Origin of the sequence: Bowdeniella nasicola, from assembly GCF_001907295.1 — a bacterium.
GTDB lineage: Bacteria > Actinomycetota > Actinomycetes > Actinomycetales > Actinomycetaceae > Bowdeniella > Bowdeniella nasicola.
This window is the reverse complement of record NZ_MQVR01000076.1, coordinates 1-12,058: the sequence shown is the minus strand read 5'-3', so window position 1 is coordinate 12,058 and position 12,058 is coordinate 1. Positions and strand designations below refer to the sequence as shown.

General features: G+C 65.2%; 14 protein-coding genes. 4 read left to right on the top strand and 10 right to left on the bottom strand.

Annotated elements, in window-relative coordinates:
- Positions 1–69: 69 nt before the first annotated feature.
- The 6 genes from BSZ39_RS10650 to BSZ39_RS10625 all read right to left on the bottom strand — a co-directional run bounded on the left by BSZ39_RS10650 (position 70) and on the right by BSZ39_RS10625 (position 5,242).
- A complete protein-coding gene (locus tag BSZ39_RS10650; RefSeq protein ID WP_073717313.1) occupies positions 70–1,071 on the bottom strand; it encodes a proteasome accessory factor PafA2 family protein in 1,002 nt (333 codons plus the stop codon).
- Positions 1,068–2,612 (bottom strand): proteasome ATPase, encoded by a 1,545-nt coding sequence (gene arc, locus BSZ39_RS10645; protein WP_073717312.1) that lies wholly within the window; start codon positions 2,610–2,612, stop codon positions 1,068–1,070. Before arc ends, BSZ39_RS10650 begins: the two co-directional genes overlap by 4 nt.
- Positions 2,613–2,690: 78 nt before the next feature.
- Entirely contained in the window at positions 2,691–3,638 is a 948-nt protein-coding gene (locus tag BSZ39_RS10640; RefSeq protein ID WP_073717311.1) for a ferredoxin family protein, read from the bottom strand.
- Positions 3,639–3,674: 36 nt separating this feature from the next.
- Positions 3,675–4,514 (bottom strand): uracil-DNA glycosylase, encoded by an 840-nt coding sequence (locus BSZ39_RS10635; RefSeq protein ID WP_073717310.1) that lies wholly within the window; start codon positions 4,512–4,514, stop codon positions 3,675–3,677.
- 1 nt (position 4,515) lies between these two features.
- Positions 4,516–4,815, bottom strand: coding sequence for a thiamine-binding protein (locus BSZ39_RS10630; protein WP_073717309.1), 300 nt, complete (start codon positions 4,813–4,815; stop codon positions 4,516–4,518).
- 169 nt (positions 4,816–4,984) lie between these two features.
- Positions 4,985–5,242, bottom strand: coding sequence for a hypothetical protein (locus tag BSZ39_RS10625; RefSeq protein WP_073717308.1), 258 nt, complete (start codon positions 5,240–5,242; stop codon positions 4,985–4,987).
- On the opposite strand from BSZ39_RS10625, the gene BSZ39_RS13960 reads away from it, so the two are divergent.
- Positions 5,234–5,401: a hypothetical protein gene (locus tag BSZ39_RS13960; RefSeq protein ID WP_158025184.1), complete on the top strand. Its 168-nt coding sequence runs from the start codon at positions 5,234–5,236 to the stop codon at positions 5,399–5,401. The genes BSZ39_RS10625 and BSZ39_RS13960 overlap by 9 nt on opposite strands.
- Here the strand turns inward: BSZ39_RS13960 and BSZ39_RS10620 are convergent.
- Positions 5,398–6,789 carry a hypothetical protein gene (locus BSZ39_RS10620; RefSeq protein WP_073717307.1) on the bottom strand — a complete coding sequence of 464 codons (1,392 nt, stop codon included), beginning with the start codon at positions 6,787–6,789 and terminating at the stop codon, positions 5,398–5,400. The two genes, BSZ39_RS13960 and BSZ39_RS10620, sit on opposite strands and share 4 nt — an antisense overlap.
- Before the next feature lie 195 nt (positions 6,790–6,984).
- On the opposite strand from BSZ39_RS10620, the gene BSZ39_RS13605 reads away from it, so the two are divergent.
- Together BSZ39_RS13605 and BSZ39_RS10610 are read left to right on the top strand one after the other, a co-directional pair.
- Entirely contained in the window at positions 6,985–7,983 is a 999-nt protein-coding gene (locus tag BSZ39_RS13605) for a magnesium transporter CorA family protein (RefSeq protein WP_073717306.1), read from the top strand.
- The gene (locus BSZ39_RS10610; protein WP_222842935.1) at positions 7,980–8,735 is read left to right on the top strand and encodes a CPBP family intramembrane glutamic endopeptidase; all 756 of its coding nucleotides are present in this window, start codon (positions 7,980–7,982) and stop codon (positions 8,733–8,735) included. The genes BSZ39_RS13605 and BSZ39_RS10610 overlap by 4 nt, the downstream gene beginning before the upstream one ends.
- Before the next feature lies 1 nt (position 8,736).
- Here BSZ39_RS10610 and BSZ39_RS10605 read toward each other — a convergent pair whose 3' ends face one another.
- Together BSZ39_RS10605 and BSZ39_RS10600 are read right to left on the bottom strand one after the other, a co-directional pair.
- On the bottom strand, positions 8,737–9,468 hold the full coding sequence (locus BSZ39_RS10605) for a glutamine amidotransferase (RefSeq protein ID WP_073717305.1): 732 nt from the start codon (positions 9,466–9,468) through the stop codon (positions 8,737–8,739).
- A gap of 8 nt (positions 9,469–9,476) precedes the next feature.
- Positions 9,477–9,806 (bottom strand): DUF4190 domain-containing protein, encoded by a 330-nt coding sequence (locus tag BSZ39_RS10600; RefSeq protein WP_073717304.1) that lies wholly within the window; start codon positions 9,804–9,806, stop codon positions 9,477–9,479.
- An 83-nt stretch (positions 9,807–9,889) separates the two neighbouring features.
- Here BSZ39_RS10600 and BSZ39_RS10595 point away from each other — a divergent pair, with 83 nt between their 5' ends.
- Complete coding sequence (locus BSZ39_RS10595) at positions 9,890–11,272, top strand: uracil-xanthine permease family protein (RefSeq protein WP_073717303.1); 1,383 nt, start codon at positions 9,890–9,892, stop codon at positions 11,270–11,272.
- Here the strand turns inward: BSZ39_RS10595 and BSZ39_RS10590 are convergent.
- A complete protein-coding gene (locus BSZ39_RS10590; RefSeq protein WP_158025181.1) occupies positions 11,269–11,886 on the bottom strand; it encodes a LytR C-terminal domain-containing protein in 618 nt (205 codons plus the stop codon). The two genes, BSZ39_RS10595 and BSZ39_RS10590, sit on opposite strands and share 4 nt — an antisense overlap.
- Positions 11,887–12,058: the final 172 nt, after the last annotated feature.

Below are 12,058 nucleotides of genomic sequence, written 5' to 3'. Positions count from 1 at the left end.
CTGGGCTTCCGGAACCTGAGCCACTACATCGCCCGCAGCCTCCTCGAGGCCGGCGGATTCAAACCCCGACTACACCCTCGATTGTGAAGAGCCGGCAAAGGCGAAGCGGGCGGCGAGCGCGGCCGCGTCGTCGGGGTGGTTTTCGATGAGGGACAGGACGGCCGACAGGCTCCCGAGCCGCAGCAGCGCCGTCGGGGCGAATTGCGAGGCATCCGCGGTGATGACGTGCAGCCGCCGCCACGTCTCGCGTTCGGCGTGGGGCTCGTCGCGGGTGTTGATGATCGGGCGTTCGCGGGTGGTGTAAACGGAGCTGAGTTGTTCGATGAAGTCGGCGCGCTGGAAGATTTGGAAGCCGGCGCGTTCGCTGCGCTGCCCCAGTCCGACGCGGCCTGCGCCGCCGATGATCGGGCGCGTCGTGAGGAACGGCGTGAGCGTCGCGGTGATGAGGTCCCAGTCGGTGTCACGGTCCATGAGGTAGGACTCGTGCGCGCCCCAGGCCTGGCCCTTGCCGTCGGTGGTGTTCTTCAGGAGGACGCAGGCGCGGTCGGTCTCGGCGCTCAGGGCTTCGCAGGCGCGCTGCATGAGGCGGTCCCCGGCGAGGTCGTAGCGCGCGGCCGCGACTGGGCCGATCGCCTCGGGCGCCGCATATTCGGGGTGCGTGTGGTCGACGTAGAGGCGCGCGCCGCTGGGGCCGTGGATCGCCGAGCCGCGGTAATAGTGCGCTTCGAAGGGGGTCAGGCGGATGACCCACTTCGTGGGCGCCGCGGTGAGCGCCGCGCCGCGGACCTCATTGGTGCGGGCCTCTTCGGCAAGCTCGTCGTGTGTCAAGCCGCGGGCATCGGCGCGCGGGGATTCGCCGGAGTAATCGAAGCGGGCGCCAGCCCCGAGCTCGAGATCGCGTCCTTCGGAAGCCGGGACGTGGTGGGTCGCGGGCAGCCCAGCGGCGGCGCCGGCGCGGGCAGCGGCGAATATCAGCTCGGTTGCCAGGGAGTCGGGATCGGCACTCGGGTCGGCGCGGTCAAGCAGCGCATACTCGGTTTCGATGCCCTGGATGCGGGCGACGCTGATCATCGCGGGATGACGGCGATGATCGGGTCGCCGCCGTGGCCGCGGCCGACGACACGCGCCCACTCCTCGGGATCGGATGCGCCGGGTAGGTCGGCGTTTTCGGTCACCTCGCGCGCCACCGCCGCGAGCAGATGCGCCGTGGTGAGGCCGCCGGTGCCGGTCGCGAGCTCGGTCTTGATCGCGGCGTTTTTCGCCCGGTCGACGATGTTGGCGATCATTGCGCCGGAGACGAGGTCCGCCAGATGCCACGTCTCGCGAGCGCCGGAGCGGCGGCGCACAGTGAGCAGCGCGGTTTCCTCATTCCGCGCGAAGAGCGCGTCGAGCGTTCGCGCCCGCATCACGGCGATGGCCTCGCCCACGCCCCCGGCGTCGGTAATCTCCTTTTCGGCGACGGGCAGGTCCGCCGTCAGGTAACGCGTGAGGATCGCGGCGGTGCCGTCGGCGTTCGGTCGATCGATCCGGATTTTCACGTCGAGCCGCCCGGGCCGCAGGATCGCCGGGTCGATCATGTCCTCGCGGTTCGAGGCGCCAATGACGATGACGTTGCGCAGTTCTTCGACGCCGTCGATCTCGGCGAGCAACTGCGGCACGACCGTCGTTTCGACGTCAGAGGAGACCCCGGAGCCGCGGGTGCGGAACAGCGACTCCATTTCGTCGAAGAAGATCACGACGGGCAGGCCGAGGGCGGCCTTGTCGCGCGCCCGCGCAAAGATGAGACGGATACGGCGTTCGGTTTCCCCGACGTACTTGTCGAGCAGCTGCGGGCCCTTGATGTTGAGGAAGTATGCGTCGGTGCCGGAGGTGGCGGACAGGGACGTGGCGATCGCCTTGGCGATGAGCGTCTTGCCGCAGCCGGGCGGACCGTACAGCAGCACGCCCTTGGGTGGGCGCAGGCCGTAGCGCGTGAAGAGCTCGGGGCGGGTGAGGGGCAGTTCGACGGCGTCGCGGATCTGCTCGATCGCGTCATCGAGGCCGCCGATCGCCTCCCACGAGGTTTCGGGGGCTTCTTCTAGCAGGAGGTCTTCGACCTCGGCGCGCAGGATGCGTCGCAGCGCGTAGCCCTCGCGCAGGTCGGCCAGGAGCGAATCGCCGAGGCGCAGGCGCTCGCGGGCGAGGTCGCCGGCCAGCCGTAGCACGCGGGTGTCTTCTCCGCGCACGACGACGAGGACATGGTTGGGATCGAGGCGCTGTTCGATGACGACGATCTCGCCGGCATCGTCGGCCTCGCTCGTCGCGACGACGGAGAGGTGATCGTCGAGCAGCACCGTGGTGCCGGGCTCGAGGCCGCCGAGCGGCACGGATTGGGAGACGCGCACGCGCATGCGACGCCCGGCGGTGGTGATGTCGACGGTGCGCTCGAGCGCGTCGACGGTGCGCAGGTAGGTGCCGAAGCTCAGCGGGGGCGCGGTGAGGCGATCGATTTCCTGGTGCAGCGTCGCGAGTTCTTGCCGCGCGGCGGCCAGGGCCGAGGCGAGTCGCGTGTTTTTCCGGGTGATGACCTGGGCATGCTCGGTCAGCTCCCGGATTAGCTCCGATTCGGTCATTACCCGCCCTTTCGTTCGCATCTTTGCGTCGCGTTCAGTCTACCGCCATTGGTACGGGCGTACCAGAGCGGATTGGGGCTATTTTTCGCTGAATTGGGCGCGGTAGCGGCCAAGAAGTTTCGCCTCGGCGCCGCATGAGAGGGGCCGCGTCTCACCCGCCGACGCATCGTGCGTCACGAGGACGGTTTCGTCGACCTCCTCACGCCGGACCCGCACCCGCCAACGCTCATCGCCGAGGTCCTCGGATGCGAGTTGCCAGCCGCTGAGTCGGGCGACGCAGAGCGATTCTTGGACGAAGGCGAGCGCGACCTGCTCCGGCTGGGACAGGTAGGACATGCCGCGGTTGTGGGTCAGGGAATTGAGGTCGGGGGTGATGATCCCCATCGAGGCGGCGTCGATGGCTGAGACGACGTGTTCTGCGCTCGCGCGCGCGAACGTGAACCCGCTTGGCAGGAGCACGCCCGTCGGCGCGAAGCGGTGACCGCCCGTGTGCGAGGTTTCGAAGACGAGGTCTTGGCGTTGGCGCGCCGCTTCGCTCGCGACCGGGCGGCCCTCGAGTGCGCAGCACAGGTCGCGTGTGCCGTTGGTGCATACGAGGGCGACGGCTTCCCGCGCGACGACGAACCTGGCGAAGAGGGCCAGCACCTCATCGGGGGTATCGGCGGTGAGGGCCTCGGTCGTGAGGCGGTCGAGTTTGGCCGGGTCGGTGATGGTGCCGCGCACGAGCCAGGGCTCGCCGCGCAGCCCGCCAGCGATGAGCAGGACCCGCTTGTCGTCGCTTTCGCTCACGCGCTTATTGGGTTCGCGGATGAGGCCGAAGCGGCCCCCGACGGAGGAGACGAGCGCATCGATGCGTGCGCCGAGTTCGGGGTCGAGGTCGGATTGGGTCGCGGCTTTCCGGCCCCATGCGCCCGGCTGTTCGAGGAGTACCCAACACGTCGCGCTCGCTGCGCTGCCTGCAGCAATCTCTCCGATCGCCGCGGATCTCAGCGTGCAGCGATCATCGTCGCGTGGAATTGGGGACACCTCATTCACCTACCTCGCTTCCAGGCTAATGCTTCGCTAGGCAGAAGCGAATTGGGACATCACGTCGTCGAGCATCGCTTCGGTCAGGCGACCGGTGAACGTGTTTTGTTGCGAGACGTGATAGCAGCCAAACAGGCGGACCGGGCCGTAGTGGGTCTGCAGTACGGTCGTCGCGCCGTGCCCGAATTTCGGGGCGGGGCGCGGGACTTGCCAGCCCAGCGCGCGGGCCGTCTTCAGCGTTGCCTGCCAGGCAATTCCGCCAAGCGCGAGCAGTGCTCGCGGCTGCAGCAGCTGAAGCTCGCGATTAATCCACGGCGCGCATGTGGCGAGCTCCGCCGTTGTCGGTTTGTTGTCTGGGGGAGCGCAGTGCACGGGCGCGACGATCCGCGCGCCGAACAGCTCGAGCTCACTGCTCGCATCATCCGTCGCCGGCTTCGAGGCGAGTCCGGCCCGATACAGTGCCCCGAACAGCCACGTCCCGGAGCGGTCCCCGGTGAACATTCGCCCGGTACGGTTCCCACCGTGCGCCGCGGGTGCGAGCCCGATGATCACGCGGTGGGACTTGGGGTTCCCAAAACTCTTAACCGGCCGGCCCCAGTACGGCTCATCGGCGAACGAGGCGCGCTTTGTGCGGGCGACGTCTTCGCGCCAGGTCACGAGTCGTTCGCACGCGCGACATACCGATATCCGCGCATCGATGTCCTCGGTGTCGAGTGATTCGTCGGCCAGGCGCTCGACGTCGGCCTTGTCACGCGCAATCGGGGTCGACGCGTCGGCTACGTCCCCGGGCCAGCCGGTGCCCGGCGGGACGGGAGAGGCGAACAGCTCTCCGGTGCCCGGGTGGGGCAGGAGCGGACACGGGCGCTCGCCGGACATGTCAGCTCAGGTGCTGTTCGAGGCGGGCGAGTTTGCCGTCGAGCTCACCGGTGTAGCCGGGCCGGATATCGGCCTTGAGGACGAGCGAGACGCGCGGACCGAACGCACCGACCGCTTCGGTGGCGCGTTTGACGACGTCCATGCACTCATCCCATTCGCCTTCGATGGTCGTGAACATGGCGTCAGTCCGGTTCGGAAGACCCGAGGAACGGACCACCTCGATCGCGGCAGCAACGGCCTTGGCGACGGATCCGGTTTCGTCGGCGCCGCCACTGGGCGCGACAGAGAATGCGACTAACATGCGTCAACTGTAGGCACAATGTCGCTCGCGCATCTCTATCAATCCGACTAAACCCCGGAAAGATCGCAAGTCAGAAACGGCTTTACCGCACGTATTTCGGCCAAAAAGGCGGCGCAGGAATCCTTCGAAATCGCTTCCCGGAAATGTAATGTGGCCCACGATTACGTCATCACAGGGAGGAATTCAGATGACCAAAGCGTGGGCCGCGCGTGCGGCCGGAGGGATCGCAGTACTCGCCTGGGGTCTCTGATCTGGCATTGCGCCAGCGGCCGCGAACGCGACGGAGGAGACGATCTCCCAAGAACTGCTGCCCTTCATCGCCACCGATCCCGCTCGCGAACTGCATTTCGATGAGAACCTCGCAAAGAGCGCCGGCCATGGCGGCGGCGATCCCCTGGATCTTCTCGATGCGGCCTGCATGAGCCACGACAACTGCTACGGCGCCCAGGGCTATTTCTCCTGTGACTGCGACAAGAGGCTCATCGCAGAGATCGACCGGACCTATGCGCTGATGAAGCCTGGCCGAGAGCGCATCACCGCAAGCGTCGTCAAGGCGTTCTTCTGGCTCAACGCCCAGCGCTGCTAGGCGGCGTTATCGCTATACCCGTCGGCCCGCTTGGCAAGCTCGTCGATGTACTCCTTGATCCGCCGCTGCACTTCCTCGGTGCTGAGCTTCGTCGGATCGCCCTCGCCCTCCTTCGGCGGGGCGGGGGCAGCGCCGACCTGGTCGAGGAGCGAGACCGCGCCGTTTTGCGCGATCACCATGCGGTAGGTCACCACCTGGTTTTGGCCGATGCTCACGACATAGTTCCCGTCCGCCGCGGGCGTGATCTCCATGACACGCATGCCGGAGGCCCAGCTGGGCAGCTGGTTGAAGCCGCTGCGGATCCGGTTCTCGCTCGTCGACAGTGCGGGCAGCGCTTCCGGATAGCGTGAGACGACGTACGGGTTGAGGCCCGGGCCCTCTTGCCGGTTGCTGACATGGCCGAGGGCCACGACCGATTCGGATACCCCGACGGGCGTCAGCGCGGTGACGTATTCGCCCTTGCCGCCGTTGCTGATGAGGGAGAAGTCCAGGGCGTTCGCGGCGTTCGGCTCGCCGCTGCTGTCCTCGTCATCGCGTGTCTCGCCCGCGGTGTCGTAGCCGGCGCGCTTGAATATCCAGTCCATGAATGACGCTGACGCCACGCTGGAGCTACGCTGCGCTGCCGCAATCGAGCGCGGGTACGTGGGGCCGACGATCTCGGACGGGATCTCGCCCGCGCCATAGACCGTGAGCCTGCCGCCGCGATAGACCGCTGCCCCGTCGGGGTGTTCGGTGACGACGGGCCAGAACCCGCCCAGGCGCTTGAGCGGCACGACGACGACGGGTTCATCGCCATCGCAAAAACCGTAGGCATCCTCGTTGTCCCAAAACGAGAAGGGGCGCTGGAAGGACAACCAATAGCCCAGGTTATCCGTGGGAGCCCAGCCGCCGAGGCGCAGCTTGTGCGCAGGGTCGAAACGGCAGGCATTAGACGTCTGATTCTTCGCGCCCACTAGCGGCGACTGGATCATCTGGACGGGTTCGTAGCCCTCGAAGATCCCGCGCCGGATCACGAGCGACGTGTACTGATTGGGAGTTTTTTCCGTCTGCACGGCATGAACCCCGGCGCGGTCGCCGATCACGTCATCAAGGTCTCGGTTCGCCAGCTGTTCGGCGACCACGAAAGGCGCGCGATATTCGTAGCTGGGGACGGTAGCTTCCGAGGTGTAGGAGTTCGCGAGCTGCACCTGCTGGCCCCACCAGATCAGCACCCACGCGAGCGCCAGGGCGGGCGCGGTGATGCCGAAGCTCACCCAAGCGCGGCGGGTGTACGTCTTATTGATCTCCGCTTGCAGCTCGCGCGTTTCCGGCGGCACGTGTTTGGGTTCCTTCAGGTGCGGTATCACCCAGATGAGCCACGCCGCTGCGACAAGCGCGAACAGAATCACCGGATTGCGGACCAGCCACAGGAGCGGACGGGTAACCCAGCCGAGACCGAACAGGGAGGATCAAGATAATGAATGCGGCAACTGCCCAAGCCAGCAGTGTCTTGGTGCGTTGAGTGCTCATCTTGCTGTTAAAAGTAGCGCGCGGTTATCAGCCTGATATCGGACCTAAGTCGGATTGTGGGCACAATAGTGTCCATGCGTCCTGCCACGTCAGCCACGATCCACGCCCGCACCTGGGTGAACGGAACGCCCCAATCGGCCGATCTTGCACCGTCCCAAATCCGGGCGTCCCTCCAGGATCCAGACACGCTGTGCTGGGTGGACCTGGTAGCGCCGACGGAGGACGAGCTGGGACGGCTCGCGAGCGAGCTCGGGCTCGATCCGTCTAACGTCGAAGACGCGCTCGCACCCCACGAGCGCCCGAAACTCACCGAGATCAACGGGCAGCTGTTCTTCGTCGTCTATGGGACCCACCTCGAAGAGGGTAAAGACATAGAAGATGGCCGGCTCGACGTGTCGCGCGTATCGGGCTTTCTGCTATCGCACGGACTCGTGACCGTGCGCCTCGATGAGGACATCGACGTCGTACGCATCATGAAGAATGCCGACCGCGAGCTAAAGAACCGGTCAAAGAAAGATGTCGATGTCCTCGTGCACGTCCTATTCGATACCCTCGTCGATGATCATTTCGAGACCATCCAGCAGATCGATGGCATGCTCGATGATCTGGAAGACGACCTCTTTGCCGACGACGGGCCCGACCGCGGGTTTTCCGCGCGCGCCTATGCCGTGCGAAAGGATCTGTCGCGGCTACGGCGCTATATTCTGCCGATGCGTGAGGTCGTCAACCGGCTGATCCGCCACCAGTTCGCCGACCGGCCAGACCCGTGGTTCCAGGACCTTATGGACCATGTCCTGCGCGCGAGCGAATGGACCGACTCGCTGCGCGACGTCGTCCAAAACCTCGTAGAAACGCACCTGCAGCTGCAAGACTCCCGCCTCAACACCGTGATGAAGAAGCTGGCGGCGTGGGCCGCCATCATTGCCGTGCCGACCCTGATTACGGGCTGGTTCGGACAAAACGTGCCGTTCCCGGGGGAGGGCAAACCGCTCGGACTCGCGATCTCGACCGCGCTCGTCGTGGGCCTCTCCGGCGGCGTTTATTTCCTCATGAAGAAGAAGGACTGGCTGTGACGGCCCCCGTTCGGCGCCCGCTTGGCCCCGAGATCCTCATCGTTCTTGGGCTTTCTCTCGGGCAATCCGGCATCTACTCGCTCGTCAACATCATTGCTCGGCTGACCTCAAACACTCCGCTGCGCCACCAAAGCGCCGGGCTCAACACCTCGCTGTCGCCGCGCCCTTACCTCGACCTGACCTACCAGGTGCTCGGGACCGCGTTCGCGCTTGTGCCGGTGGCGCTCGCGCTCTACCTGTTGAGCGATTCGGGGAAAAGCGCCCTCGCACGGATCGGCTTCGATATCCGGCGACCCGGACGCGACCTCCTGGCGGGCCTTGGACTGGGGGCGCTGATCGGGATCCCGGGGCTCGGGTTCTATCTCCTTGGCCGCACTATCGGGATCACCGTGAATATCTCGCCTGCCGGGCTGCCGCCCTACTGGTGGGCGGTTCCCGTCCTCATCTTGGCCGCCGTGAAGAACGCGGTGTTAGAGGAGGTCATCGCCGTCGGTTATCTCATGGAGCGGCTGGACGAGATAGGCTGGTCGGCGCCGGCACGGACCGCGGCGTCCGCCCTGCTGCGCGGCTCCTACCACCTGTATCAGGGGATCGGGCCGGCGATCGGCAATGTCGTGATGGGCATCGTCTTCGCCGAGTACTATCGGCGGCGCGGCCGCGTGATGCCGCTCGTGATCGCGCATACGGCGATCGATATCGTGGCCTTCGTGGGCTATACCCTGCTGCCCGCGAGCTGGTTGGCGTGGCTGTAAGCTACCGGCCGTAGCGCTCCGTGAAGTTGCGAACGATCCGGTTGGATGCGGAGACATCGAAGGAGGCCGTGTATTCCTTGACCGCGAGTACTTCGTCGGCGGGGAAATAACCGGAGTTCTTATAGACATCGATCCGCAGGTGGATGCCCGGGACGTCGAGTTCGGGATGGAACTGCGTGCCGTACAGATTCTTTTTGATGCGGAACATTTGTACCGGGCACGCGGCCGAGGTCACGAGCAGTGTTGCGTGGGACGGGAGTTGCGAGCAGGCTTCCTTGTGGCCGACGAAGGAGCGGAATTCGCGAGGAATGCCGGCAAGGAGTGGGTCGGACAGGCCCGCCTCGGTGATGCGCATGAGCGGCGCCTCGATTTCCTCGCCGTAGGTGAAATTGATCGTCGCGCCTTGGTGGCGGCCGAGCGTGCCGACGCCGTAGCAAGTGCCAAGGAGCGGGGTATCGGTGTCGACGACGTCGTCGAGGAGGAGCGAGAGTTCATGTTCGACGCGCAGCTGGGTATCCGACTTATGTTCGCGGGGGATTGAGCCGGTGAACGGGCTACCGCCGAGCATGATGCCGGAGATCTCGGAGAGGTTGATCTCGGGCAGGGGTTCGGATTCTAGGCGGATCCAGCGAAGTTGGGATTCTTGCAGGTCGCCGTAGCGCAAGAAGAGTTCGTATTCGGCTTCCGCGGTCTCATCTTCCGGCCGCGTCGAGATCAACACGAAGGGTTTCATCGCAGGACTTACTGGCCGAGGGAGTACAGCACGAACACCATCAGCTGGATAGCCGAGACGACAGCCCCAATCACGATCCCGGCGACGGCGAGCCCATGCCCATTGCGGCGACGGTCGGCGCACCGCCGCAAGCCGACAATCCCGAACCCGACGCCGAGCAGCGGCAGGAACGGGACGAAGAAGAGTAAGGAGAGCACGAGTGCCGTGATGGCGGTCGGCTCGGTGGGGATTTTGGGCGCGCGGTAACCCGGGCCGGAGAAGACGGCACTCTGATCGATCTCTTCTGTCCCGGGAAAGACGAGGTCGACCGGGTCGCTTGACGACGGCTGACGAGTCATGTGCTCAGCATACGGCGTGTCGAAACAGGTGGTGGGGTGCGAGTTGTACAGTGATCGACGAACCAGCTCCAGGGAGGAACGCTATGGACAAGAAAAAGTCAGGCATGTGGACGTTGCACGGCGATGGCCGTCGCATCGGACCCGGGGAGATTGTGGCTCCGGGTGAGCGACTGAGTTGGTCGCTCACCGCCGGGATTGGAGCACAGCACGTAGTGGCCATGTTTGGGGCCACTTTTTTAGTGCCTCTTTTGACCGGCTTCCCGCCGTCGACGACGTTGTTCTTCACGGCGATCGGCACGCTCATTTTCCTCATCACGACCGCTGGGCGGCTTCCGAGCTACCTCGGCTCCTCATTCGCGCTCCTCGCACCGATCGGCGCGGTGACGGGGTTTGTCCCGGGGGAGAGCAACGGGCTTGACCCGGAGCGGATGGCCCTCGCGCAGGGTGGCATCATTTCCGTCGGTCTCACGCTCGCGGTCGTCGGTGTCATCGTGCACTTTGCCGGCGTGCGGTGGATCGATATCGTCATGCCGCCGGTCGTTACGGGAGCGATTGTCGCCCTCATCGGTTTCAACCTCGCGCCCGCGGCGTGGAACTGGGTGAAGCAGGCGCCGGTGACTGCGGTGGTCACGATCGCCGCGATCCTGCTCGTGACCGTGTTGTTTAAGGGGATTGTTGGTCGCTTGTCGATCCTGATTGGTGTGTTCATCGGTTATGTGACCGCTGCCCTGCGCGGCGAGGTGGACTTCGCGGCGATCGGAAAGGCGGATTGGGTCGGTCTGCCGGCCTTCCATGCGCCGGCTTTCGATCCGGTCTACCTCGGCCTGTTCATTCCGGTCGTCCTCGTGCTCGTCGCGGAAAACGTTGGGCACGTGAAATCGGTGGCGGCGATGACGGGGGAGAACCTCGATGACGTGACCGGCCGCGCGTTGATTGCTGACGGCGTCGCGACGGCGCTCGCCGGCTCCAGCGGTGGCTCGGGTACGACGACCTACGCTGAGAACATTGGCGTCATGGCCGCGACCCGTGTCTATTCGACCGCGGCCTATGTGTGTGCGGCACTGTTCGCGCTCGGGTTGTCGATGCTGCCGAAGTTCGGAGAAGCGATCGCGACCATTCCCGCGGGCGTGCTCGGCGGCGCGGCTACGGTGCTCTACGGCATGATCGGCATGCTCGGTGTTCGGATCTGGGTGCAGCGCCAGGTTGATTTCTCCGACCCGGTGAACCTCAACACTGCCGCTGTTGCGCTCATCGTCGCGATTGCGAACTACACCATCAACGTCGGCCAGACGAGCTTCGAGGGCATCGCGCTCGGCTCGGCCTCGGCGATCGTGATCTACCACGTCATGCGTGCGCTGTCGCGGTGGCGGGGTACGTCGTTCGAGCCGGCTTCCCCGGCGTCAGCCCCGGGCGGCGTTGAGATTGGTGGCGAGGAGTTCGGGCGCGGCGTGCGCCAAAACGGTTAGCCTTCGGCGTCCTCGGCGGGAGCTTCGTCTCCCGCCGAGTCGCCCGGCGGCTGGCATCCTTCGGGCATCGCGAAGGGATCTTTGCCGATGGCATCTGCGGGAGACATTTCCGTGTAAGCGTCACCGACAATGACGTCGATGACGGCCTTATCTCGCTGTTCTAATACGACGACGGAGTCCGGGAAGAGCCGTGAGATCGTGTAGCCCTGCGCGATTTGGTCCGCGTTGACACGGATCATTGCGCTGCCCTTGTAGCCGGCGTCGAAGTTACCGGTCGCCCCAGTTTTGACCCCGAGTTCGCCAAGGCTCTTCGCTGTCGAGCCCGCAAGCCCCGCACGCGACGTGCCGTTATAGACATCGGCCGTAATGTCGGTCAGCGCCACCGGCACCGTTCCTTCAGGGGGACAGACCGGGATATAGCTGGGCTTAGTATCGGCTTCTTTTTCCGTGGAAAACTCGCGCGCGAATGGCGAGGGCAACAGGCCACTGAACTGCGCGAGCGCAACAACCAGCGTGATGGCCATAAGCAGGCCAATGCTGCCAAAGATCACCGCCTGGCGTTGCAATAGCCGGCGATGGCGTTCCCGATTCGGGTCCGACGGAGAGGGGGTCACACCGTCACCGTAGTAGAAAACGAACGCCCGCGTCATCGACCTAAGGAACGATCTCTCTCTCACTGGTCGTGGTTGTGTCTGGTCAAGTCCCTTGTAGTGGTGTAACGGCGTTTTCCTCTCGTTTGGGGTTTTAGCTTGCTAGTGCGGGCGTGTCGGTATCGGTCATGGTCGT

Excerpts from the sequence above, each read along its gene's own strand:
- BSZ39_RS10650 (WP_073717313.1), bottom strand. The coding sequence starts at position 1,071 with ATGATCAGCGTCGCCCGCATCCAGGGCATCGAAACCGAGTATGCGCTG.
- arc (WP_073717312.1), bottom strand. The coding sequence starts at position 2,612 with ATGACCGAATCGGAGCTAATCCGGGAGCTGACCGAGCATGCCCAGGTC.
- BSZ39_RS10635 (WP_073717310.1), bottom strand. The coding sequence starts at position 4,514 with ATGTCCGGCGAGCGCCCGTGTCCGCTCCTGCCCCACCCGGGCACCGGA.
- BSZ39_RS10630 (WP_073717309.1), bottom strand. The coding sequence starts at position 4,815 with ATGTTAGTCGCATTCTCTGTCGCGCCCAGTGGCGGCGCCGACGAAACC.
- BSZ39_RS13960 (WP_158025184.1), top strand. The coding sequence starts at position 5,234 with ATGAGCCACGACAACTGCTACGGCGCCCAGGGCTATTTCTCCTGTGAC.
- BSZ39_RS13605 (WP_073717306.1), top strand. The coding sequence starts at position 6,985 with ATGCGTCCTGCCACGTCAGCCACGATCCACGCCCGCACCTGGGTGAAC.
- BSZ39_RS10605 (WP_073717305.1), bottom strand. The coding sequence starts at position 9,468 with ATGAAACCCTTCGTGTTGATCTCGACGCGGCCGGAAGATGAGACCGCG.
- BSZ39_RS10600 (WP_073717304.1), bottom strand. The coding sequence starts at position 9,806 with ATGACTCGTCAGCCGTCGTCAAGCGACCCGGTCGACCTCGTCTTTCCC.
- BSZ39_RS10595 (WP_073717303.1), top strand. The coding sequence starts at position 9,890 with ATGGACAAGAAAAAGTCAGGCATGTGGACGTTGCACGGCGATGGCCGT.